Below are 21,066 nucleotides of genomic sequence, written 5' to 3'. Positions count from 1 at the left end.
CTCACAGAATCGCGGCGGCCTTAGTCAGGAACCAGATGATGATCACCACCAGCAGGGCGCCGATGCCGACCACCGCGCCGAGATCTTTCCAGGTCTTGCGCTGGTTCTGCACATCGGCATACACCGTCAGCGAGTGCCAGGCCACACCCAAGAAAGCGAGCAGGGCGATCAGCAGACCAAGCAGGATGCCGCCGTCGTAGGCGTAGTTTTTGATCGTCTCGATCAACCCAGATCCTTCGCCACGCGAAGGGGCTTCCATGGTGGGGAGCTCGGCAAAAGCCAGGCTTGGACCGAGCACCAACAGCAGGCCGATCAAGCGCTGACTGGCATGATTGCGCAGGTTGTTTTTCAGGGGGGCAAAGTACTTGAGCATGGCGGCGATCTCCTGGATTAGGACAGGGTGAAGAACATCAGGACGAGTAGGGCGAGCAAAGCGCGCGCGGCACTGCCGCCGAAGGCGCCAAAGCGCACACTGCCTGTTGCCCAACCGCGGTAAGCCGTCCACATCACCCAGGCACACCAAAGCAAAGCCAGAACGAGGACCAGAGACAGCCACAACGTCGAACTGCTCTGCGCCGAAAACCCTGAGGCGTTTTGGAAAGCTACGGTCTGCGCGTCGGTCATGCTCATGGCGAGGGCTCCGCGGGCAGAGTGTCAAGGCGGTAGTCACCGACCAGCTCAACAGGATCGCGAGGTTGAGCGCGGGAGGGGGAGAGATAGCTCTGCACACCTTGGCGGATGCGCTGGATATCCTCAGCCAGGCGGGGATAGTCGAAGCGGTAGCGCTCATTTGGTTGAGCGTTGCCTGGAGTCTCGGCTTGAGCGGCTAGGCGCTCGATAATGTTCAGCTGCTGCTGGACTAGGCTGAGCTCACCCTGTTCATATTCAGATGCGGCATAGCCGCTGCTATCGACGGCAGCTAGCGAGAGTAGTAAGCAACGAATGATGGTCGTCGGCATGATGCTGGCCCTTATGGATCTGGGGAGCAGAATCAAGTCGGAGATAGATTTTTTCAGCAAGAAAACTGAGGTTTGATGAATCGCCTTTCTGGTGAAGGACGAGCAGCCAGCATTACAGCTGCAGTGACTTTTCGACTTTTCGACTTTCGGTGTGAGATAGGGACTATGCCCGAATTATCACTGGGAGAACAAACATGCCGCCACAGCATGCCCGAAATGCCTTGCGCTGCTCGTCGCTCGGGACCGCATCACTGCGAAGGAAGGCCCTTGTTTAAGGGGCGGTTCGGATATGCATGACTGGAGACTAAATGTTGTTAGTTAGCTTTGCAGGGGAAGTGTAATAATGTGTGTGTATATTTAATAATTCGTTTTTTGAAACTTGACTGGTGCCGAAATGGAAAATTTTATACCTCCTGTTGTGTCCTTGGCTCGAAAGAAAAAACTTACTCATCCGACCGAGCGGAAGCCTTTCAATACGGAACAATGGCTTGAAGCTTACAAGAAATACAGTAACGGAAATCTTATTGATAAATCGTTATGTGAAGGCGCGGGTTGGTTGGCAACACATTTCTCAAGAGTGTATGCGACGCGAGACTATTACAGATTAGATAATAATGATAGTTTGTCTGGGAAAGAGCTATTGCATGCACACCTGGCAGGCGCAAATTTTTCATTCGTGCTGTTGACTAAAAAGCAGATGCGTGACCTGCCGCCCGACGCTGTGCCAACGATGGAAACCTATCTGGACTACAAAACCGATCTTACTTTGAGTGGGGTGGAGGTTAATGCAAACCAATTAAATATGTTCAGATTGGATAGCTTACGCTCCCCGATTTATGAAATTCTAAATGAGCGAAAGGATTTAGGCACATCTGTTCGTGGCGATGCCGAGTCCTCAAAAGGGTTGCCAAAGTTAGACTATATTGTAAATGAATTTCGCTGTTCTCAGCTGTATTACAATGGGGTGGTGATGTGGCAGCAATTGCTTTATGGGGAAGCCTTCTTTGCTTATGACTTGCAGCGCAACAGGATACATATATCGCAGTTGAATGGCTTTGGCAAAATGAAAGCTATATGTGACTACCGTAGAGAGCATCACCAGGCGACAGTGGCGCTGGAAACACAAGGCGTCGCGCATAATATGTTATTTTGGCGTGGTTTGAATTATCCGAAATCGTTGTTGAAGTATGATGGCGTATCAGGTGTTTCTATCGCCACAGTCGAAGAGTTAGATGAAGGTGCGGACTGTTTTGTTAAATATAAATGGGCGGAGCCTTATTTAGTCGTTGAGCCTCATCTCTTTGAGCTGGTGAAGGTTCATCGATCTAAGGGGGAGGGTGGTCAGGACTATTCTGTTCGCGATGTACTTATAGTGTGGTTTCACTTGGCCGTACTAGCTCGGCAGAGAGTCCTAGCTTCAAGTGAGGAAAATCCAGATAGCTGGGAACTCTTGCTCGAACATAGCACTTGGCTTGATCGGAAAAATTTAGTCAATGCGTTAGTAGTTGTGACTGAGATGTCGGAAGAGGTTGTTGAGGCGATCATAGGGTTTCTGACTTTTAAAGCTGTGGATAGACAGGATGATCTCTGGACGAAGCCTATCCTTCAAGTGGACGGGGAGGTTGCTCTTGCGATATCTGCGTTGATGAGCGCAAGCCTGCGTAGAAATGTAGATACTTGGCTTAGGCTTGTTGATCCCAAATCACATCTAAGGGGCGAATATTTTGAAAAATATTTAGAGGGTGTGATGGAAGAGTGCAGATTGACTAATGACGTTATGCGTCATAATTTGAGTTGGACTGGTTCTCTAATGCTAAAGTATGATCGGGAACTAGTGCCGGAAGAGATTGATCTGACATTTAGTTTTGGTAATATTTTAGTGGTGGCGGAGCTCCGCAGTCGCCGCACGCCAATCACACCGCTTGATTATCATAATGCACTCTACGAGGATGGGGGGATTTTCACAAAGGTCGAGCAGGCCGAGCTGAAGGCCGCGTACGTTCGCAATAATCTAGCTGATTTTTGTCGAGACTACTATCCGAGGCTGAGCGAAAAAATAAATTCTGTCATCGTGCATCCTATGGTTATTGTAAATGATCAATTTCACGCTGGATTTCCGTGTGGTGAAACTCCGATTTTAGATGAGCATTTACTGAAGCATTTTTTGAAGGACGGTACGGCGAAATTTTGCGGCTCGCATGATGACCGTTCTGATTATCGTTATGGGGTGGTGTTTTACGAAAATTTAGAGGAGGCGGAGCGCAGCTTTCTAAGCTACGCGCTGCACCCAACCATAATTGAAACGCATCAGGCGTGCGTTGAGCAAAAAAACACTCTCTATTCTTTGATGCCCGGTGAGCCTGGTATTAATTGGTTGAGTTATGAGGTCAAGGAACCAGGTAGAGAGAAACAACTGAGGATTCTCAAGAGCCTCAGTGTCGGTAAGTTTGTCCAGCGGTATTGAAGTCATTGACCCAAGCGTAGGCACATATCTCCGTTTGGGTTGATTTTCAGTGATTAAAAATAATCTCTATTTTTTAGAGCATAGCCTCAGGAAATGCATTGGATGCATTACGTTTTAAGTTTCATGCGCTACGAAGGAGGTTACCTCTAATTATTTTTAGAAAATGGACTGGCTAAACACTTAAAGATATTTTTTGAATGTCGTCGCTGTAATCGCTACTGTTACTCCGAGTATTACTGCGCAAGGCAAAAAAATAGCGATTGGATTGAGCGAAAAGGGTAGGGACAGGTAAATGATCCACGGAATAATCAGCAGTGGCATCGCTGCTCGCTTAGCTCGGTGATACACAAAGCTGCTTTCTCGTCCGGCTCCAAATTTACGTAAGTCGCGACGGATCAAACCATCGATAAAACCAGTAAACGAGGCCAACAGAAATAATGGTGTGGCTAGGACCAGAATGGTCAGGCGCACCACGAAGGTGAAGGTGACATATACCGCCGCCAGCACGAAATCTTCAATGCTCACATATAGCTGATTGGTCCAACTCCAGAAACCGTTGCCCTGGCTCGACACCCGCGCCTGCAGGGCAAAATCCGCAAATCCAGTCTTGACCAAAAGCCACTGGTTCAGGAGATCTAGCCACTGGAAAATCGCCTGTCCGGGTTGTTGGATGATTAGTGAATATTTGAAGTGTTCGCTGAGCCAGCTCAACTCGCTATTCAGCATGGCCTGACTATGTCGCCAGCCTTGATCTCCCCAGAAGAAGAGCAGACCAGCCCACTCGATCAGGATTGAGAACAACAATGAGGCAATGAGCATTCCGATGATGCACAGGACCACGCCGATCACGGAGATGATCAGCCCCGGACGCTGGATCGGTTGTGGCGGTGTGTTCTGGACGGAAGTTGCCATCATTCACTCCATTGTGTTCTGCAGTGTTGATATCGTCACGCCGTCTGATGGATAGTTTTCCGCTGAAGCTGTGCAGGCGCGTGCTACCCCACCTCATCCAGATCAAAGTTTGTTGTTGGACCCGCACCGCTCGCACTCCACCATTGGCCCGCTTGTTCGTTGTAAGTGGCCCGCATCCGCTGAGTAAGCTCCTGCAGGTCCTTGGGCATAGCATCTTCGTTGGAGGGCTTAGGCAGCGGCATACGGACCTTCCATAGCTGCCCACCGGCCTGGAAGGAAAACATTTGTCCCTTCGGCAAACTGACGATATGTGCCGGCTCGATCAGCGGCACACTGGTGCTGCTGATGCGGTCCTGCGAGGACGAAGTGAAGTCTGTGTTGGCCTCAGGATCGGAGGTGTCTGTTGCACCGGATACCAGCGTTTTTGTCAGTACATTCACCGTAGGCAATTGTTTGGTGAGTAACTCCGCGGTGGCGGTTTCGCGCACTCGGAGCATCTGCAGGGTGTTGAAGTTGCCAATCACTTGACCGGCTTTGGCCCGATTGCCAATGCGCGCCTCGATATCGCTAAGAGTTTGGGTATAAGCCGTTACCTGGATACCCGCTCCGCCGCCCTTGTTGATCAGCGGGATGAACTCATCGCCCATCAACTCGTTAAATTCATCAGCATGCAGGTTGATCGGCAGCTTGCCGCCGGTGCTGCCCGATTGGGGTAGGCCATGGTCAACGCCATGTTTGTAGATTTGGCCTGCGACTGAGACCAAATCGGCGAACATGGAGTTGCCCACAGCAGCGGCGACCTCTGCATCGGTCAGCGCATCCAGACCAACGTAGACGATGCCGCGTTTTCGGATGATCTGCATCCAATCGAAGATTGGCCGCGGGTCATCTAAATCGGTGTAGTTGGGAGCCAGTAGCTGAGCGGTCTTACCGGTGGTAAGTTTCTCCAGCAGCGGTAGCAGCGAGGCAACAATTTTGTCGAAGTAGGTGCGGTCATAACGCACCGCCGAACGTAATCCGTCCATTACCGGATCAAACACCCGTTTTGCCGCCAGGTATTGCTCGATGGCCACCACCCGCTTTTCGCGTCCCACCATGTGCCTGGGAATGTTCTTCTCGGTGAGCTTGCCTTCAAACTGGACGATCACTTCCCACGCTTTCGGATCGGTTTTGGCGAAAAACTGCTGGGCGTATTCGATGAACAGCGCGTCGATGTTGACCACATGTCGCTGGATTTGCAGGTAGTCCGGACGTCGGCCCAGCTCGATCAGTGCCCGGGCGATGATGTTGACGAAACGCCAGGCGAACTCACGAAAAGCTGCAGAATTGCCTTCACCACTGAGCTGCCCGGCGATGCGTGACGCCACTTCCGAGATGCGTCCGAAACGTCCCACGGCGTTGTAGCGTGCGGAGATCTCCGGCCAGCCTAGATGGAAAACATAGAATTCTTTTTCCCGACCGGCGCGTTTGGCTTCGACGTACATGCGTTTGAGCAGGTCGGCATCGCCCTTAGGATCGAAAACGATGACTACCTCATGTTCGATGCGGTGAATGTCCTGGGTGATGTACACCTCGGCGAGTCGCGTCTTGCCAACACGAGTAGTGCCGAGCACCAAGGTGTGTCCGACCCGTTCACCCAGCGGCAGACCGACTTCAGTTTCATCGGGCTGGACCCCATGTAACAGCGGCGAGCCACCGACCGGTGGTAGCGGGCGCAACGGGTTGAAAGCGCTGTCCCAGGCCGTGACACGCGCCAATGTAGAGAGTGGAAACGGTGCATGTTCCAGTCGACGTTCGAGTCCACGAGCCATGCGGTAACGGGGCGGTTGGTCGATATAATGCGCGACAGCCGGATCCTGCGCCTCGACCAAGCGCTGGGTATGCAGGCGGGTCCAGAGAAAGCCGCGGCCCATGAACAGACGCTTGCGGCTGACCGGGATCTGCCGGCTGGTCAGTTCGTAGCGGGGCAACCGACGGATATTGCGCCTATACCGCAACACCTCCCAGGCTTGCCGGAGCCGGATAAGGCCGAACAGGGTGTAGGCCAGCGCCGCTACCTGCCCGATCTCGGGTGACAGCGCCACAGCCCAAGGCGAGTACAGGCACAACACCACAGAGGCGACGCAGATCGCTACGGTGTAAAGCTCCACCGCTGGCCGGAGCTTGGACTCCATCGCATGCTCGGCCATGACTTGGGCTCACTGTTCCAGTGAAGTGGCGGTGATCAGGGCGGGGTAGTGCTCAATCTGCAAACGGGTGGCAATGTCGTTGCCGTTGACCGGCAGGATAGTGATGCCCGGAGCAGCTGCTCGAATCCGGGCCAGGGCTTCAGTATCGGTTACTTCCACGGCGAGGCCAGCCGCACCCATTTCCTGCAATTCAGCCGCACGTTGACGCAACCAAGCCAACGATTGGGGATCCTCACCGACCAGGAAAAAAGGTCGTAAGCCCGGCATGTTCAGGGCGCGAGACGTGATCTGACCGGGGCTCAAGTGGGAGCTGCGGACGGGCAGTATCCACGCTTCATCGGCAAACGCGGACAGGTCCGCATGCATGGCTCGAGAAGGCTGGATGTTGCTATTTGTTGTCGACCCGGAAACCTGAAATTGAGGCCGGACGAAGCCGCTAGGTTGGTCTCCGGCAACGGTCAGTTCCGGCTGAGCGAAAGGTACTAAAAACAGGAGGAAATAGTGGGTAAGGGGTATTCGTTTCATGGTGATGTGCCCTGCTTGAAAGAAACCTGCAGACGTTCGAGTTGCCGAGAGAAACCCTCGCGGTAACGTGCGGCCGGCGTTCCTCCCGCCGGGCGGTGATAGCGTCCCGCAGCTGACACCCAATCGCCGGTAACGGCGTGATGCTCCCGCAATAGCGTGGCGGTCACGGCGAGGTTCCGATAGGGGTCAAGGGCTTCGCAGGGACTGGAAAAATGTTGTCCGTGATAACCCAGGTTGGTTTGCCCAAGTCCGACATCCACCCGCTTGGCCTCCTGCCGGGCAAGCGCCTGAAGTAAAGCGTGACAGGCTGTCTGCCGAGTGGCGAAGCGGTAGGGTGTTCCTGCGATATTCAGTGTCCAGGGCCAGGGCAGCAGCCGACCGCGGACGTGGATCCCACTCTCCTGCAGAGCAATTGCGAATAACACCATGGAAGGAATGTCCGCGTTATGCGCTGCCAATTGGTACGCAGGGGGCGGAAGTTCATCAGCCTGGACGGCGAGCACCGTCAGCATGAGTGCAATACCGCTCAATCGAGGCGTTGCCATTGTCCATTCACCTGCTGAAGCGTGGCGGGCAGTGGTCCTGGGGCACCCAGGCTGAACCAGCGACCACGGTCATGGTTCAAGGTAATCTGCCGACGCAGAACGTTGGCTGGGTCGATGCCTGCTTGACGAGCCCAGCTACGGACGCGTTCATCCTCGCCCTGGCTGCCCACTAGGTAGATATCGAAAGCCATGTCGCTGCTTTGCAGAAGTTTCGCTTGGGCGTTGCACGCCGCGCAGTTGTCCTCCACAAATAGGGCCTGTCGCGGTGCGACCAATGAGTTGGCAGGGGGCGGGGATGCCATACCCTGGATCGGCAGCAGCCCGGGGAACAGCTTGGCCCAGGCCGCGGTGTAAGCGTTTTGGTAGGCCAACTCGCGTTCGGCGCGTTTGGCTTCCAGCGCTACCTGCAACTCCGCATAGCGCTGACGCTCTTGGTCGGTCTCCGCCTCGACGCCGAGCGCAGTCAGCGGATCGAGGTTCGGACTCCAGAAACCGCGCGGGCCGGCTTGAATCTTTTCGAAGCGCGTCCACTCTTGCTCCGTCAGACCCCAATTTGTCGCCTGTTCGGAGTCAGAACGTCTCAGGGGCGCGGACTGTGTGTTCTGAGCCCGTGACTGTGTCGGGACGGGATTGGCCATCGCTGCGATTGTGGTCAATAGAGAAACGAGACAGACGACGGCGGGCAGTAGCGCTCTGTTCATGATCGCGTCTCAAGGGAGTTGCACGGTCTGGTCTGGCTGAGCGGCCACAGCGAAGACGGCCGCGTTCGGCTCCAGCACTTTCAACTGCCATGTGCCGAGCTGCTCGCCGTTGTGCAGCAACCGGATATCGTCGAGCGAGCGACTATCAGGAGGTGAGACGGCCAGAAAGCGCTCGCCACCGCGGTACTCGATGCTCAGCACTGAAAATGGCGGCAGGAGTGGGGCAGGCTTAGGCTGAGCGGTTTTTTTCGGCTCGGCCGTGGAAGGCGTCGGAGGTGGGAGTGGTGGCTGGCTCTTGAGGTCCAGGAGTTGCTGCTCGACGTGCTCAAGTCGTGCGCGTAGCGCGATCATGTCGACTTCGGTAGCACGGGCTGCCAGACCATCACGCAGTTCCTGTATCTCCTGCGCCCATTGATCCAACATCGGATCGAGGGTATTGGCCTGTTGCTCACCGGAATCGACCATCTGCTTCAGGTCTTTCAGTGCGTACTGCAGCTTCTCCTGTGCATCCAAGAGGGTGCTTGAATCACGTTGCAGGGTATCCAGGGTCTGTACGCGTTGGGCGTTCGCATTTTCCAGCTCGGTCACGCGTTGATACTGGTTATACAAACCACCACTCAGCCCGGAGACCGCCAGGCAAAGTGAGCCGACAATGAGGGTTTGAAACGTCGAGGCTTTCATGGGCGTGCCTCCGGCTGATGGGGCACGCTGGGTGCGACCCGCACGACGGCAGCATCTTTTTTTTGCCGTTCGAAGCAGACCGAACGGCTGACCTCATCGATCGTGAGTTGCCAGGCGGGGCCAGCCAGTACTTGTAGAGCGTTGCTTAATGAAATCGGGCCGAGCCGGTAATGGGCGGCGGGCAGAGGCCGGGTAAACAGTATCTTTACTGGTTCAGCAGTAGAGCAGAGCGAATAGCCTGAGCGCTGCAGCACGTAGTGCATCGCCTCCTGTACCGAGGGTTTTAGGTTGGACGGAATGCTCACGTCAATGATTTGAGCCAGAAGATCACGTTGCTCTGTCGTGGGCTCGGTGCTAACCAGCGTATAGCGGCCATAGCGAAGTTCTGTCCGAGGACTTTCTTCAACTGCGTCCTTCGAGCGCTGGATCCGATTGGAGCCACTGTCGACCTCCGGATGGGTCGGCAATGTATTAGGGATCTGCGCCGTGCAGGCGCTCAACAAACCCAGCAGGCAGACAGGCGTGAGAAAACGCTCCATGGAAAAAACCTCATGTCAGATTCAGTGCAGAACTTGACATGAGGTGAAGGAGCGATTCAGTGAGTAAGTTGATTCAAGACGGGTCGTGTTTAAGTTGAACGCGTTGCTATTTCGTCATAAATGGCTAGCCCATCCAAAACGCTAGCGTCGGGGGCAAAGATCAACAATCGCACATCCGCCAATGCCGCCAGATACAGCACGTTGACCAAGGCCTCCGGCGTACCGGCGTCGAGCTGATCTTGCCTAAGCGACGAGTAAGGAGCGCCCTCGATCTGCACCAAGTTATCGTCGGTCCAGGGCGTGCCGATCAGCTTACACCCGACGCCATTGCAGTCTGGCAGGGCAAAAGGTTCAAACAGCAGTCCGGTTGGCTTGAAGACGGCATTGCCAACCCGGCTTTCCAAGTAGCGCAGTGCTTCGTCAGTGAGGTGTGCGGTACTGATCTCCCAGGCTCGACTGTAGTGGCCCGTTTCGAAGCTCAAACGATGGATCGTGGCTTGGGCTTCTTCCAGGGAGTACAGGTCACCGACGTGATGTCGCTCGTTGAGCGTGTCGCCCGTCACGGCATAGATCACTTGCCGCACCAGCCCGGTTGACTGGAAGCGTTCATCCAATTCATCCGGAATGGGCTGACCCTCGCTGATCAGAGCGAAGTCATCATTGAACACGCAGGGAAACTGTTCTAACGCATCGTCGGGCAGATGGGATTGTGCGTCGTCTACGGAGCGAAAGCAGGGAGGGCAGTCATTTGCGTAGGTGATCTGTAGCAGTCGTTCGGTATGCAAGTTGTCGTAGCCGCGAGCAAATGGGTTTGAGGTTTCCAGCAGAGCTGGGAGTTGGGGTGAAGGGGTCATGAATTGGGTTCTCCAGAAGGAAATGAACAAGGCGTCCGAAGACGCCTATTGAGGGTTAAAGCCAGCCATGCTCGGCGAGGGAGAGAGGACGACCTTCGCCTACGATGAAGTGATCCAATACGCGCACTTCGATCAAGTCCAAGGCCTCTTTCAACCGTTCGGTCAAGGCGCGATCCGCCAGGCTGGGTTCCGTGCAACCGGAGGGGTGGTTATGAACGACAATGGCAGCTGCTGCGTTATGTGCCAGGGAGCGCTTGACAACTTGGCGGGGGTAAACACTGGCGCCATCGATACTCCCGTGAAAGAGGATCTCGAATGCCAGAACGCGATGGCGGGCGTCGAGAAAAATCACGCCGAAGACTTCATGCTCTTGTGGCGCAATATGCAGTTTTAGGTATGAGGCCACGGTGTCGGGTGACGTCAGGCCGGGGCCGCGGGTGAACAGTCGACGATCCAGAATATGCAGCGCTTCTTCGATCAGCCGGTTTTCTTGGGCAATGCGATCAGCCTCGACATCCGAGGTTTCAATCAGCGTGAGTTGGGTGCTCATGGGGTACCTCCGAGGGGAACAATCCGGGGTACACACCCAAGGGGAGTGGTGTCCCCGAGGTGGATATAGAGTCACGGGCATTGCCCGATGACGCGCTGTTTAAAGCCGAGTGAATCGGTGGCGTTGTCCGTGCAGGTGTGAATCACAACCGTCGCAGGGCAATGGGGAGAAGGCTCTTATTCCACGGCCAGTTTCGGGATCGAAGTCGGCACTGATGGGCATTAATCGAACCAGTTCCTGATGGAGACCGGCGATGCGTTTCTCGATCTCATCCGTCGTGTAGTAGAGCGATAACGCGCTGTAGTCTTCGTAAGCCGCAGCGAACAGGCAGTTGTCGCAAAGCCAGAAGGATTCCATGTTGGTTCTCCTGTGCTGACTGAAGAAAAGGCGCTCGATTGAGCGCCTTGATGTAAAACATCGTGAATTGTTCAGGCGGACTGAACAGTACGTGTGGCGACACGGCGGGCCGTGCGGGGAGTGGGTGGAGATTCAGGTTCAGTCCTGGACTCTGTTGGGTTTTCGGTATCCTCAGCTTCGGCATCAGCCGACGTTGGGGGCGGCTCACCGTTTGGCGCTTGCTCAGCAGGTGCTGTTGCCTCCTGCCTGGCTGGCGCTTTGTATTCGTACGTGCCGTTGACCTTGATCCAGTCGATGTACAGCAGACGACCTTTCAGGCTGGCGCCCGGCTGGCCTTGTTTATCGCCTTTCTCATAGAGAAATGGGTCAATCCACAGGTCGCCGATACGGAACGACAGCAAGACCTTTTTCTCGGCTTTGACGGCGTCCATATAGAGACGAATTAAGCGTTCAGCTTCACCTCCAGCGACTTTGCAGTCGAAGCGGGTGTACTCGACCGCATCGCTTGCACCATGCAGGGCGGCGATATCGCAGGCCATGAACGGCTGGCCGCGGCGAACTTGTACTTCACGAACACGGTTGAGGTAGCCGATACCGACGGTGTGCAGATTGAAGTAAGGGACTGCTTCTTGGGATTGGTGGGCGTGGGCCATGGTGGTTCTCCTTTGAAGGAAAAACGGCGACGCACAACCCCTGATGAGGAAGTGAGCCCCCGTCAGGGTGGGTAAGGTGAAGGCGAGCGATGAGCGACTCGCCACCGGCAAGCCGATGACAATCAGAATGATGCATCTGGGGGAATAGCGGTGCAGCAGAAGAGAATCCGCAGCAGTGGTCTGCGGACCTGAGGTAGTAGGCATTCATCACCGCTGAAGCGGCAATTGTGCGAGCCTCCGAACGCTAATCGCACTTGGGTAAACCACCACGAGCGTGGCGTAGCCTTGAAGGTTCAAGCTACCTGGGCTGGGCTGTCAACGACAGCGAACCACACCCTTTGTATAAGCCTGTCACAGGGGAGCGTCAAGACGCCGCAGGCCGATTTTTTATGGCCGGAATACAGTGGTAGTCACTGGACTGAAGAAATCGAAGAGTGGGCCTGGCGGGGCGCCAGGCTAGGAAGAGAAAAGCCACCTTTAGTTGTCTGACGCAGTCGGCAAGCGCCTCGCAATACTTGGCTTGACTGCGCCGTGATTCACCAACCGACCCTTGTCGTGGCTTGGGTCGGAACATGCTGGCACGCATCCGCGCACAAAGGGTGCCCAGTGGTTCCCCGGTGGGCTCCGGGACTGAATACGATCGCTGAAGCGGATGACCGCTATTGCCTGACAGAGGCAACAGTGGTCATCCGCCACCACGATCAGGTCGAGCACAAACAGGAATGAAATTCCGCAGAAGAGAAGGCTCCGAACTCAAGGAGTTCGACCGAGCTACCCGGAGCGCATCGGTCTTGGGCCGCCGTTGGCGGTGATCCGAAAGGCACTACAGCAGAGATGGACGGATGACGTCAAGACAGAGAGCAACCCTCAAGGCCTCTGATCGGATACGAGTGAATGAGCTTATTTGTTGGCAAGATGAGCAGCCAATTGCTGGACGGTAGCCAGCACAAAGGCACGGTCACTTTCTTTCAGACCGTTCAGCAGACCCGCGATCATCTGGCCCTGGTCATTGGGACGATTGCTCGACTCCGTCAGCAGTTCATCCATCCTGCATTCGAAAATATCCGCTAACTGCATCAGCTTAACGACGGAAAGCTCCACCACACCCCGCTCTAGGCGCGATATGGCTTCACTGCCGATCCCCATGCGTTCAGCCATCTCTTCCTGGGTGAGATTACGCTCGGTCCGGTGTTTCGCGATCATGCGCCCGATTTGGGCTTGGGTTGGATGTCTATGTGCCAAGTGATGAGTTCTCCGATTCAACCCGAATGGTTGAGCAAAGACCCATTGACATGAACATCCTTAGGGGTTGAGTATCGACTTGAAGGGTTGTTATATTGACTGAAATAGCTGTTTGTCGCGACGTGGCATCTGTTCCTCCAGGAATCAGAGCCCGAAGTGACCAGCGAGACTGAGCGGTCTGATAAGGCCATACGGAGGAAAAGTTGAGCATGGATGAGCAACGCGAGAACGTCATGGATCTGATTTGGGATCGAACACTGGAGCTGTTCATCAAGATCCATGATTGCCCTGATGATCCCGAACACCTCGATAGCCTTGTTCATTGGCTCAACGAAAATCCTGCTCACCTGAAAGCTTTCAACGAACTGGGGCAGATATGGATCGCGACAGGCATCGCGTTGGCCCGTGAAATCGGACAACCGATAAGCGACTTGGAGAAGGATCAACTGCCGTTGATGATGCACTGACCCGTACATCAGCCCCCCAAAAGATTCATGTGATCACCAACGGTGCGTCATGGCCGACGCGGCCCTTTGCTGATCGGCACAGTGCCTTTGCAGTCCGGGTAGTGGGAGCATGACCAAAACGGTCCTGATTTTCCCTTCCGCCTAAGCATTGAGGCGTTGCAAATGGGGCAGTGCGGTCCGGCTTCGACCGGTACCGACAAGGTGAGCGCTCCGTAGTGCTCGACCAACTGCGTAATCCAGTTCGCCTGCTTGGCGACGAATGCATCCAAGGTCAGACGTCCCGCTTCGATTTCATCCAGAGCTTGCTCCCAGATCGCTGTCATACCCGGATCCGCGACTGCAGCGGGTACCGCTTCGATCAGCGTATGGGCCGCTGCGGAGGCCATTAAGGCACGTTTTTTCTTCTGCAAATAACCACGATCAATCAATCCCTTGATGATGCCGGCTCGTGTGGCTTCGGTACCGATACCAGTGGTGTCCCGAAGCTTCTGTTTCAGGCGTGGGTCATTGACCAGCTTGGCCACATTTTTCATTGCATTGATCAGATCGCCCTCGGTGAGCGGTTTGGGGGCGGCAGTGCGCATGGGCTTGAGTTCGACGTCGTCCACGGCGCACTGAGTACCCTGATGCAATACAGGCAAAACTTGGGCCTTTTGATTGGACTCATCCTCCTCGGTATTTTCGTAGAGCAAACCTTTCCACCCCTGAACCAGGATCTGTTTGCCAACGGCAGTCAATCGTTCCTCGCCACACGCCAGTTCGACCTGGGTCCGATCAAACTCATGATGTGGAAGAAACTGCACAAGGTAATGGCTGCGAATCAGTTCGTAGACTTGGCGTTCTTGTTCGGGCATCCGCGCGAGGTTCGCCGGCTCGGTGGTAGGGATAATGGCGTGGTGCGCGGTGACCTTGGCATCGTTCCAGACTCGGGAGTGTAATGATTGATCGAGGCTTTCGAGCGCAGGCTGTAGCGCGGGATCCGTTCTGAGCAGGGCATCGAATACCATGGGTACCTCGTTAAACATACTCTCTGGCAAATAGCAGCAATCGCTGCGCGGGTAGGTAGTGGCTTTGTGGGTTTCATACAGGGCTTGGGCAATGATCAGGGTTTCCTGAGCACCGAGTCCCAGCTTGCGTGAGCAGACTTCTTGCAATGTGCTCAGGTTGAAGGGTAGGGGCGGCGCTTCGCGGAAATGTTCAGTCTGCAGCGAGAGTACGGTGGCGGTCGCCCTGCTAGAGATTGCTTCGACGGTCTGGCTGGCAAGCGTCTGCTGCAGGCAACGGCCGGCCTCGTCTCGTCCTGAGCTGGGTGGTGACCACGACGCGATGAATGGTTGCCCCACTGAGGACAGGTGCACCTCTACGTCCCAGTAGGGCACCGAGACGAAGCTGGCAATTGCCCGATCCCGATCGACCACCAGACGTAGCGTGGGTGTCTGGACCCGTCCAACCGACAATACACCGTCGTAACCTGCCCGCCGTCCGAGGAGGGTGAACAATCGACTCAGGTTCATGCCGATCAGCCAGTCAGCGCGGCTGCGGGCGAGGGCTGAGTGGTAAAGTGGCAAGGTCTCCTGACCAGACTTCAGCGAGGACAGTGCTTTGCGGATCGAGGCCTCGTTAAGTGCGGATAACCAGAGGCGCTGAACGGGACCTCGATAGTTGCAGAGCTCCAATAACTCGCGGGCAATCATTTCTCCTTCTCGATCGGCGTCGGTGGCGACGACGACGGTGCTAGATTCGCTGAGCAGGCGTTTGATGACGTTGAACTGCGCCGCTGTCTTGGGTTTGACCTCGACCTGCCACAGCTCGGGAATGATCGGCAGATGATCAAGCGACCAAGATTTGTAACGCTCGCCATAGGCTTCGGGGGGGGCCGTCTCCAGCAGATGGCCGATGCACCAGGTGACGGTTAAGTCGATGCCGATTAGGCAGCCAGCACCGCGCCGGGTGGCTCCGAGGACCTTGGCGATGTCGCGACCTTGGGAAGGTTTCTCGCAGAGAAAGAGACGCATAGGACTGCTCCGGATTGAGTTCGGAGCAGCGTTATTGAAAACAGCGGTGGCAAGATATGAGAAACCTGAATGACAGGTTCCTCATATTTGTCGATGAAAGCAGTCATTGATAGACCGAGGCTTAGGTGTGGCGTGGCAACAGGGGGATCTTCACGAGCAGCGAGGAATAATGGCCAGAAACTTCGCGCGGGAGCATTTTTTATGCTTAATGCTCGTCAACCTGAAGACGGCGGCCCTCTGCGCTTTTTGGGCTTTGACGCAGGCGAGCTGGCAGGATCTGTTGATTGCCCAGCATTTGCCCCAGATGAAGCCGGTTCGTTGGATCGTTCCCGCATGACCACGTTCTGCACCCGGTGAGGCAGTATGCCGACTCGACGGGCCTCGATCTTGAAGGTGACCCGCGCATTATCTTCGCTGTCCTCCCACTCATCGCGCACTGTGCGGCCTTCGACTAGCACACGCATGCCTTTCCGAAACAGCGTGCTCCAGTGTTCGGCCTCGCGGTGCCAGAGCTCAACTGGCGCCCAATAGCCGCCTCGATCTTCATAACTTCCCTCACGTGGCACGGGGTTGTCGAAGTAAACATTCAGCCGTAGCAAACGCCGTGGCTCGTCATTGCCTGATGAAAATTCCTGGAACTCTGGCGCACTGCCAATGTTGCCTTCGCCGACAAAAAAAGTACTCATCCTGCTACCTCCACTGCGGTTGTGAATTGACGCAGTAGCCGTTCGGCACTGGCCATTTTGATCGCGCAGGTCGATGCCTGGCGGTAGAGCGAATGCACCACGCTCATCTGCAAATTCAGCGCAATGCGCTCGCATTCGAAATGGTGCAATCCTTCGCGTATGGCTTGCGGCAAGGCCTTGATGGAGACTTGGCGTTCCCAGACTGCGACCCCCATACGAGCGAAGTCACGGGTGCGCCAACGCAAAAAGGTGCTGCCCGCACTGGTGTTTTGCAGCACCAGCCGAATATCCAGCAGCGAATAAGGCGGTTGTCTCGCCTGGTGCGCCACTGCTTCCATCAGGAGACATAACTGCGCCTCGATTTCCGTCGCTATCTGCGCCAGATGTTCCAGCTCCCCCTTACCCTTAAATGGTTTTAAAAGGCCTTTTAGGGAGGCAGCGTGTTCGAGTTGTCGATATGCATCTGGTGTCAATGCTTCGAGGGACATTGGTTGAGCCGGTGTCATGGGACTCATGTTTCGTCCTCCGGGCCATTCACTGCTGCAGATGGGGCTACCGCGTCCTCCATCAACGCGTCAGCGTCATCCACTGTTACAGCGCCACGACGAATAATCGGTGGCGCGAACTGGGAACGGCGATGTCCCTCAAGGATGTCCATGGGGGGCAATCCAAACTTTTCCATGGCCGCCAGGGCGCGGGCATTGTTTGCGGCCATATCATCGCGTGTGACACCTGCAAGTCGATAACGCTGCGCCTGACCGAACAAGCTGCGCAGCAGATGGGCACCGTCGTCTATCCAGGCCTCCATGTCTCTGCGACCAATCAAGGCGGTGTGGTGGGCCAACAGGGTGTGGCGCACCAGCGTGTCATAGTCAGTCAGCAAGTAGACGGCGAGAAACCCCAGTTGGCTGCCGATGTACAAGGGCAAGGTGACGGGGTGGATATTGAGGTTGTCGCTCATGTCGATCTGCGTCGGAAGGTCCTGTTTGATCCGATCCAATTGTTGGGTCAGCGCCAACATCCCAGCCTTGGCCTGCAGCAGTTTTTCTTCGAGCTGCACGATAGCCCAATCAGCGTAAGGATCATCCTGCGCTGAGGCTTGTTTGATTAGGTTGGTGACGCTGATGTAACCGGCCATGCCCATGATCGAGTGGATGCCTTCACGTGCGGTCCGTCCTTGCCAGATACGGGCGGCGTGGTGGGTGTGCAGTGTCAGGGTGATGCTGCTGCGCAATGAGCCCAGGTTGAGCTGATAGTGATCGGCCACGGTGTTGTCCTCGCATAGACTTGGACGGGACGTTGCGACAGATAAAGGTCAAGGACAGTCAAAAAGCTGAATGTGGTCTGTTCGGTTTGGTTCGAGACGGCACTTTCTAGGACGCTTGGCACTGATGCCAGTGGCATCAAATCTACTGACGTCCAGCACGTTTGCCACGCAGCTGGCGTAACTCATTCAGGCACGCTTGGGCAAGGGCAGAGACGGGTTCGCCTTGTTTTCTTGAGCGGCGTGAAGGGACGGAGGGTGGCTCTGCAATGGGTAATAATTCAGCCTGACCTGCCCAAGGACGAAAATCGCCTTTCAGTGCTCGCTGAATAAGGCCCATCAGATAAGCCGCGGGCTTGCGGATACCGCCAGCCGCACACCGTGCACCCGCTTCGTTGAGCACTGGCTGTCGATCCACTGGTTTGAGCTTGTTCAACGCCACGGCGACGGCCTGGCGTTCGTTTGGGCTCAAGTGCAGCGGATCGGGCCAATGCAGGTTATCCACCGCTGGGGTCGCGCGCGGTACAGTACAAATACTTTCTTTTAATACAGTACAGGCGGCGTTCGGTTTCCGAACTGTGCCGGAAACATTGGCGTTCAGGCCCGGTTCGGAATCCGAACGAAGTCCCACACGATTCGGAACACTGTGATCGCTACTCAGTTCGGAATCGTGTAACACTTCATCGGTTGCCTGATCCAATTCCTGCGGCGTCCAATGTTCGCCCCAGCTCTCAAGTCGGGTAGGTAGTCGCCCCTGATCGATATTCTTGTCTTGGCGAATTTCTTCCACAATATGCTGCGCGACAATACGCACAGCCTTGGTCGCGTGATCGAGGGCGTGTCCGACTAGCTCGAGGTAGTCTTGATCCAGTTCCATGGCTTCGGCAGGAGTTAGCGGTTCATCGTGTAGGACATACAGAGAGCCCTGTAGGCGTCCGCTGAGCTGATCGCGGCCACGACTTACCAAGCTGAGCCATCGGGTCAGCCGGAGCATCGTTAGGACGCGAGCGATGGTTTCTCGGGAAGCTGATACTCCATAAGGCACGCTCGACAGGTAAGGCTGCAAATCCTCATAGCGCGGGGTAACCACCCCCTGGCCTTGCAACATAAGTCGAAACACTTGCCAGGCGTTACGCTCCAATGGCGTCAACCGGTTATCCAGCAGTAGGCGACGCGGCACGACTTCATGTGATTTGCCACTGAACAGAAAACCAGCCTGTAGAGCCTGGTTGGAGGGTTGTTCAGTGGTGGGACGTGCAGGCCAACGTTCACTCAACTGCTGGGTGCATTGCTGCAGAACACGCTGCCAGCGACTGAAGGGGGCGGTGTTCATGTTCCGTTGCTGTACTGATCGATCTGTTGCCAAACAACGGTCAAGCTGATCTGTTGCTCCTCCGCCAACATCATCATGGCATCGAGCTGATCCTCGGTACCGTCCTGTGCGCGTAATTGACACCAACGCTGCCAGAGCGCGTGTTCCTGCGCTTCACTCAAGTTCTGTGGACGCCCCTTACGGGTTTCTATCTTGAGCAGGCGTCGGCGCAGGGCGGTTTCCGAATGTGCTAAGCCGAAGCACTGGTACATGATGGTACTGCTGGCACCAAGCTTGAGCGCTCGGTTGATCAAGCGCTCGTTCTGCTCGTCGCGTTCGGCCTGGTCGATCAAACGATGTAGCACCGGCGAATCAATCTTGACCTCAACCCAGGGAATGGTGGCATGGGCCAGGCGTGACAGCGTGGTAGGCGGCAAAGATTGCAGCAGGTAGATATCCTCTTCACCCAATCCGAGCGCCTTGCAGCGTTGCAGATTGCCCAGACGCACCTCGTGAAGGACCTGGGTCAGCATGGCCTGGTTGAGCACATTGAAAGACAGGTTCATGGCAGCTCCCTTGGTTCGTCGTCTTCAGGGGTAAGCGCTAAGTCGATCAGGCGCCGCGCTAAGCGAATGAGGCGATACAGTTTTATCAGTAGAGCGTCAGGCAATCGCTCCAATCCTACGTCCACAGCGGGACGATCTGTCAGCGGAAGTTGATAGACCCCCAATAGCAGTTGTCCGAACAGGGCTGAGGGCAATTGCTTGCGATCTTCCCAGTTCACTTCGTCTTGAGCGCGCAGTAGGGCAAGGAGCATCAGATGAACGCCGGTCGCACGAGGCGTTGAAAGATCCAGTTGATCCATGTTGAGAGCGAAACCCAAACCATACTTCTGGTCGACGATGCTCTCGGAATGTCCGGCGTAGGTCGCCATTTCCCTGGCCAATCCCGCAATGGCAAATCGCAGCTGCTCAGGGCTATCCAACGTTGGGGCGATGAACCAGATGTCGTCGATCGTGTAAGTTTCGACGATTGGTGTTGGTTCGGGTGCAGTGTTGCGATCAATCTGCTCGCGAATCCGTTGGACGCGTGACGTAAGGTTGACTGTTGATTCGACATTCGTTTCGGGCAGCGTGAGCAGATCCTCTCGCTCTATTTCAGTCTTGGCCTTAGTCTCAATTGATTGGGGATGGGGCGCGGAGGAGAGGGGGCCTACCGCGGTTTCATCGACGTTCGGCGGATGGCTGCTCTCTGAGGGCATGACGACACCGCCAGGCGTACGGATGATGCGTTGTGTATCGCTCAGCTCCAGGGCCAGCATGCGGTAGGACTGTCCGAATAAGCGGCTCATGCGTGTGAGCAATTCATCCTGGACTTGCTCAAAATCGAGAGAGTCAGGGACGGCATCAAATTGGCCCAGGGTGTCGAGCCAAAACTCGGGGAATGCAATGGCGTCGCTTTGATAGCGATTCCAGGTCCGTTCAGCTTGGCTACGCAGGCCGATCAGACGTTCAATTTTGGGCTTACCCAATCCGGCATACAGGGTTTGTGGGATGGCGGGCAGCAAGTATTCGAGGGTGTCGAGCATCCGGCTGATGTGCGACTGTGAAATGGGATAGCCCCCAGAGGCAAGACGTCGTGCGAGCTCGCGTTGTGAGAGAGCAGCTTCATCTGCTTCGAGCATGGTCTTGAGTTTGGCTACCGCCAGAGCACGTTCGATGAAGGTGAGTTGGCCGTGCAGATCGCTTTCGGCCAGATGGCCGATCAGGGTGGTGATTTCATTGCTCCAAGGCCGGAACAGGCAATGAATACGAAAGAAGCGCTCGTCGTGGGTTTCTTGCCACAGTTCGCCGAGAATCGCCAATCGCGTATTACCGCCGTTGCGGATAATGAAATAGGTTTCACCCGGGCGGCGGGTAATCGGCGGTGGTTGGTCCAGCCCTCGTTCACGAATCGAGGCTTTTATATCGTCATAAAGCGGATTTCGGATGAAGCGCGGGTTGTGTTCGTAGGGCCGCAATTGCTCCAGTGTGACCAGCATGGGGGTATCGATGATTGGATCGGACAGTCGCTCCAGTTCTGGACCCCGAGGAAAATGGTCCTGGTGCAGCTTCTCGATGATCTCCTCCTGGCTGAGCTTCTTCATTTGAA

24 protein-coding genes are annotated in these 21,066 nt (G+C 55.5%); 2 read left to right on the top strand and 22 right to left on the bottom strand.

Going from position 1 to position 21,066, the window contains the following annotated elements:
- Nucleotide 1: 1 nt before the first annotated feature.
- The 3 genes from LVW35_RS18595 to LVW35_RS18585 are packed head-to-tail and all read right to left on the bottom strand — an operon-like array spanning nucleotide 2 to nucleotide 959.
- Nucleotides 2-373 carry a TIGR03745 family integrating conjugative element membrane protein gene (locus LVW35_RS18595; RefSeq protein ID WP_233891498.1) on the bottom strand — a complete coding sequence of 124 codons (372 nt, stop codon included), beginning with the start codon at nucleotides 371-373 and terminating at the stop codon, nucleotides 2-4.
- Nucleotides 374-390: 17 nt separating this feature from the next.
- Nucleotides 391-630 (bottom strand): TIGR03758 family integrating conjugative element protein, encoded by a 240-nt coding sequence (locus tag LVW35_RS18590; RefSeq protein WP_233891497.1) that lies wholly within the window; start codon nucleotides 628-630, stop codon nucleotides 391-393.
- Nucleotides 627-959, bottom strand: a complete 333-nt coding sequence (locus LVW35_RS18585) for an integrative conjugative element protein, RAQPRD family (RefSeq protein WP_233891496.1) — start codon at nucleotides 957-959, stop codon at nucleotides 627-629. The genes LVW35_RS18590 and LVW35_RS18585 overlap by 4 nt, the downstream gene beginning before the upstream one ends.
- A 394-nt stretch (nucleotides 960-1,353) precedes the next feature.
- Between LVW35_RS18585 and LVW35_RS18580 the strand changes: the two genes are divergently transcribed.
- Nucleotides 1,354-3,423: a hypothetical protein gene (locus LVW35_RS18580; RefSeq protein ID WP_233891495.1), complete on the top strand. Its 2,070-nt coding sequence runs from the start codon at nucleotides 1,354-1,356 to the stop codon at nucleotides 3,421-3,423.
- A gap of 180 nt (nucleotides 3,424-3,603) precedes the next feature.
- Here the strand turns inward: LVW35_RS18580 and LVW35_RS18575 are convergent, their stop codons facing one another.
- The 12 genes from LVW35_RS18575 to LVW35_RS18520 all read right to left on the bottom strand — a co-directional run bounded on the left by LVW35_RS18575 (nucleotide 3,604) and on the right by LVW35_RS18520 (nucleotide 13,171).
- A complete protein-coding gene (locus tag LVW35_RS18575) occupies nucleotides 3,604-4,335 on the bottom strand; it encodes a TIGR03747 family integrating conjugative element membrane protein (protein ID WP_233891494.1) in 732 nt (243 codons plus the stop codon).
- A gap of 83 nt (nucleotides 4,336-4,418) precedes the next feature.
- Nucleotides 4,419-6,524 (bottom strand): type IV conjugative transfer system coupling protein TraD, encoded by a 2,106-nt coding sequence (gene traD / locus LVW35_RS18570; RefSeq protein WP_233891493.1) that lies wholly within the window; start codon nucleotides 6,522-6,524, stop codon nucleotides 4,419-4,421.
- A gap of 9 nt (nucleotides 6,525-6,533) precedes the next feature.
- Nucleotides 6,534-7,049, bottom strand: coding sequence for an integrating conjugative element protein (locus LVW35_RS18565; protein WP_233891492.1), 516 nt, complete (start codon nucleotides 7,047-7,049; stop codon nucleotides 6,534-6,536).
- Nucleotides 7,046-7,594, bottom strand: a complete 549-nt coding sequence (locus LVW35_RS18560) for a lytic transglycosylase (protein WP_233891491.1) — start codon at nucleotides 7,592-7,594, stop codon at nucleotides 7,046-7,048. The genes LVW35_RS18565 and LVW35_RS18560 overlap by 4 nt, the downstream gene beginning before the upstream one ends.
- The gene (locus LVW35_RS18555) at nucleotides 7,576-8,295 is read right to left on the bottom strand and encodes a TIGR03759 family integrating conjugative element protein (RefSeq protein ID WP_233891490.1); all 720 of its coding nucleotides are present in this window, start codon (nucleotides 8,293-8,295) and stop codon (nucleotides 7,576-7,578) included. Before LVW35_RS18555 ends, LVW35_RS18560 begins: the two co-directional genes overlap by 19 nt.
- Nucleotides 8,296-8,304: 9 nt before the next feature.
- A complete protein-coding gene (locus LVW35_RS18550) occupies nucleotides 8,305-8,976 on the bottom strand; it encodes a chemotaxis protein (RefSeq protein ID WP_233891489.1) in 672 nt (223 codons plus the stop codon).
- Nucleotides 8,973-9,515, bottom strand: a complete 543-nt coding sequence (gene pilL2, locus LVW35_RS18545) for a PFGI-1 class ICE element type IV pilus protein PilL2 (protein ID WP_233891488.1) — start codon at nucleotides 9,513-9,515, stop codon at nucleotides 8,973-8,975. The genes LVW35_RS18550 and pilL2 overlap by 4 nt, the downstream gene beginning before the upstream one ends.
- A gap of 89 nt (nucleotides 9,516-9,604) precedes the next feature.
- Nucleotides 9,605-10,369, bottom strand: a complete 765-nt coding sequence (locus tag LVW35_RS18540) for a DUF5983 family protein (RefSeq protein WP_233891487.1) — start codon at nucleotides 10,367-10,369, stop codon at nucleotides 9,605-9,607.
- Between the two features lie 55 nt (nucleotides 10,370-10,424).
- Nucleotides 10,425-10,919, bottom strand: a complete 495-nt coding sequence (gene radC, locus LVW35_RS18535) for a RadC family protein (RefSeq protein WP_233891486.1) — start codon at nucleotides 10,917-10,919, stop codon at nucleotides 10,425-10,427.
- A gap of 99 nt (nucleotides 10,920-11,018) precedes the next feature.
- The gene (locus tag LVW35_RS18530) at nucleotides 11,019-11,276 is read right to left on the bottom strand and encodes a hypothetical protein (protein ID WP_233891485.1); all 258 of its coding nucleotides are present in this window, start codon (nucleotides 11,274-11,276) and stop codon (nucleotides 11,019-11,021) included.
- Between the two features lie 71 nt (nucleotides 11,277-11,347).
- A complete protein-coding gene (locus tag LVW35_RS18525) occupies nucleotides 11,348-11,929 on the bottom strand; it encodes an STY4534 family ICE replication protein (RefSeq protein WP_233891484.1) in 582 nt (193 codons plus the stop codon).
- A 900-nt stretch (nucleotides 11,930-12,829) separates the two neighbouring features.
- Nucleotides 12,830-13,171 (bottom strand): helix-turn-helix domain-containing protein, encoded by a 342-nt coding sequence (locus LVW35_RS18520; RefSeq protein WP_233891483.1) that lies wholly within the window; start codon nucleotides 13,169-13,171, stop codon nucleotides 12,830-12,832.
- A gap of 209 nt (nucleotides 13,172-13,380) precedes the next feature.
- Between LVW35_RS18520 and LVW35_RS18515 the strand changes: the two genes are divergently transcribed.
- A complete protein-coding gene (locus LVW35_RS18515) occupies nucleotides 13,381-13,638 on the top strand; it encodes a hypothetical protein (RefSeq protein ID WP_233891482.1) in 258 nt (85 codons plus the stop codon).
- Nucleotides 13,639-13,685: 47 nt separating this feature from the next.
- Here LVW35_RS18515 and LVW35_RS18510 read toward each other — a convergent pair whose 3' ends face one another.
- From LVW35_RS18510 to LVW35_RS18480, 7 genes are all read right to left on the bottom strand, one after another.
- Nucleotides 13,686-15,653 carry a DNA topoisomerase III gene (locus LVW35_RS18510; protein WP_233891481.1) on the bottom strand — a complete coding sequence of 656 codons (1,968 nt, stop codon included), beginning with the start codon at nucleotides 15,651-15,653 and terminating at the stop codon, nucleotides 13,686-13,688.
- A 215-nt stretch (nucleotides 15,654-15,868) separates the two neighbouring features.
- Nucleotides 15,869-16,339 carry a single-stranded DNA-binding protein gene (locus LVW35_RS18505; protein ID WP_233891480.1) on the bottom strand — a complete coding sequence of 157 codons (471 nt, stop codon included), beginning with the start codon at nucleotides 16,337-16,339 and terminating at the stop codon, nucleotides 15,869-15,871.
- Complete coding sequence (locus LVW35_RS18500; protein ID WP_233891479.1) at nucleotides 16,336-16,854, bottom strand: DUF3158 family protein; 519 nt, start codon at nucleotides 16,852-16,854, stop codon at nucleotides 16,336-16,338. Before LVW35_RS18500 ends, LVW35_RS18505 begins: the two co-directional genes overlap by 4 nt.
- Nucleotides 16,851-17,606 carry a PFL_4669 family integrating conjugative element protein gene (locus tag LVW35_RS18495; protein ID WP_233891478.1) on the bottom strand — a complete coding sequence of 252 codons (756 nt, stop codon included), beginning with the start codon at nucleotides 17,604-17,606 and terminating at the stop codon, nucleotides 16,851-16,853. The genes LVW35_RS18500 and LVW35_RS18495 overlap by 4 nt, the downstream gene beginning before the upstream one ends.
- 142 nt (nucleotides 17,607-17,748) lie before the next feature.
- The gene (locus LVW35_RS18490) at nucleotides 17,749-18,936 is read right to left on the bottom strand and encodes an STY4528 family pathogenicity island replication protein (protein ID WP_233891477.1); all 1,188 of its coding nucleotides are present in this window, start codon (nucleotides 18,934-18,936) and stop codon (nucleotides 17,749-17,751) included.
- Entirely contained in the window at nucleotides 18,933-19,481 is a 549-nt protein-coding gene (locus LVW35_RS18485; protein ID WP_233891476.1) for a DUF2857 domain-containing protein, read from the bottom strand. The genes LVW35_RS18490 and LVW35_RS18485 overlap by 4 nt, the downstream gene beginning before the upstream one ends.
- Nucleotides 19,478-21,061 carry a ParB family protein gene (locus tag LVW35_RS18480; protein WP_233891475.1) on the bottom strand — a complete coding sequence of 528 codons (1,584 nt, stop codon included), beginning with the start codon at nucleotides 21,059-21,061 and terminating at the stop codon, nucleotides 19,478-19,480. Before LVW35_RS18480 ends, LVW35_RS18485 begins: the two co-directional genes overlap by 4 nt.
- Nucleotides 21,062-21,066: the final 5 nt, after the last annotated feature.

The organism is Pseudomonas sp. HN11 (assembly GCF_021390155.1).
Taxonomy (GTDB): domain Bacteria; phylum Pseudomonadota; class Gammaproteobacteria; order Pseudomonadales; family Pseudomonadaceae; genus Aquipseudomonas.
The sequence above is the reverse complement of the archived record's forward strand: the minus strand, read 5'-3'. Positions and strand labels throughout refer to the sequence as shown.

Excerpts from the sequence above, each read along its gene's own strand:
- LVW35_RS18595 (WP_233891498.1), bottom strand. The coding sequence starts at position 373 with ATGCTCAAGTACTTTGCCCCCCTGAAAAACAACCTGCGCAATCATGCC.
- LVW35_RS18590 (WP_233891497.1), bottom strand. The coding sequence starts at position 630 with ATGAGCATGACCGACGCGCAGACCGTAGCTTTCCAAAACGCCTCAGGG.
- LVW35_RS18585 (WP_233891496.1), bottom strand. The coding sequence starts at position 959 with ATGCCGACGACCATCATTCGTTGCTTACTACTCTCGCTAGCTGCCGTC.
- LVW35_RS18580 (WP_233891495.1), top strand. The coding sequence starts at position 1,354 with ATGGAAAATTTTATACCTCCTGTTGTGTCCTTGGCTCGAAAGAAAAAA.
- LVW35_RS18575 (WP_233891494.1), bottom strand. The coding sequence starts at position 4,335 with ATGGCAACTTCCGTCCAGAACACACCGCCACAACCGATCCAGCGTCCG.
- traD (WP_233891493.1), bottom strand. The coding sequence starts at position 6,524 with ATGGCCGAGCATGCGATGGAGTCCAAGCTCCGGCCAGCGGTGGAGCTT.
- LVW35_RS18565 (WP_233891492.1), bottom strand. The coding sequence starts at position 7,049 with ATGAAACGAATACCCCTTACCCACTATTTCCTCCTGTTTTTAGTACCT.
- LVW35_RS18560 (WP_233891491.1), bottom strand. The coding sequence starts at position 7,594 with ATGGCAACGCCTCGATTGAGCGGTATTGCACTCATGCTGACGGTGCTC.
- LVW35_RS18555 (WP_233891490.1), bottom strand. The coding sequence starts at position 8,295 with ATGAACAGAGCGCTACTGCCCGCCGTCGTCTGTCTCGTTTCTCTATTG.
- LVW35_RS18550 (WP_233891489.1), bottom strand. The coding sequence starts at position 8,976 with ATGAAAGCCTCGACGTTTCAAACCCTCATTGTCGGCTCACTTTGCCTG.
- pilL2 (WP_233891488.1), bottom strand. The coding sequence starts at position 9,515 with ATGGAGCGTTTTCTCACGCCTGTCTGCCTGCTGGGTTTGTTGAGCGCC.
- LVW35_RS18540 (WP_233891487.1), bottom strand. The coding sequence starts at position 10,369 with ATGACCCCTTCACCCCAACTCCCAGCTCTGCTGGAAACCTCAAACCCA.
- radC (WP_233891486.1), bottom strand. The coding sequence starts at position 10,919 with ATGAGCACCCAACTCACGCTGATTGAAACCTCGGATGTCGAGGCTGAT.
- LVW35_RS18530 (WP_233891485.1), bottom strand. The coding sequence starts at position 11,276 with ATGGAATCCTTCTGGCTTTGCGACAACTGCCTGTTCGCTGCGGCTTAC.
- LVW35_RS18525 (WP_233891484.1), bottom strand. The coding sequence starts at position 11,929 with ATGGCCCACGCCCACCAATCCCAAGAAGCAGTCCCTTACTTCAATCTG.
- LVW35_RS18515 (WP_233891482.1), top strand. The coding sequence starts at position 13,381 with ATGGATGAGCAACGCGAGAACGTCATGGATCTGATTTGGGATCGAACA.
- LVW35_RS18510 (WP_233891481.1), bottom strand. The coding sequence starts at position 15,653 with ATGCGTCTCTTTCTCTGCGAGAAACCTTCCCAAGGTCGCGACATCGCC.
- LVW35_RS18505 (WP_233891480.1), bottom strand. The coding sequence starts at position 16,339 with ATGAGTACTTTTTTTGTCGGCGAAGGCAACATTGGCAGTGCGCCAGAG.
- LVW35_RS18500 (WP_233891479.1), bottom strand. The coding sequence starts at position 16,854 with ATGAGTCCCATGACACCGGCTCAACCAATGTCCCTCGAAGCATTGACA.
- LVW35_RS18490 (WP_233891477.1), bottom strand. The coding sequence starts at position 18,936 with ATGAACACCGCCCCCTTCAGTCGCTGGCAGCGTGTTCTGCAGCAATGC.
- LVW35_RS18485 (WP_233891476.1), bottom strand. The coding sequence starts at position 19,481 with ATGAACCTGTCTTTCAATGTGCTCAACCAGGCCATGCTGACCCAGGTC.
- LVW35_RS18480 (WP_233891475.1), bottom strand. The coding sequence starts at position 21,061 with ATGAAGAAGCTCAGCCAGGAGGAGATCATCGAGAAGCTGCACCAGGAC.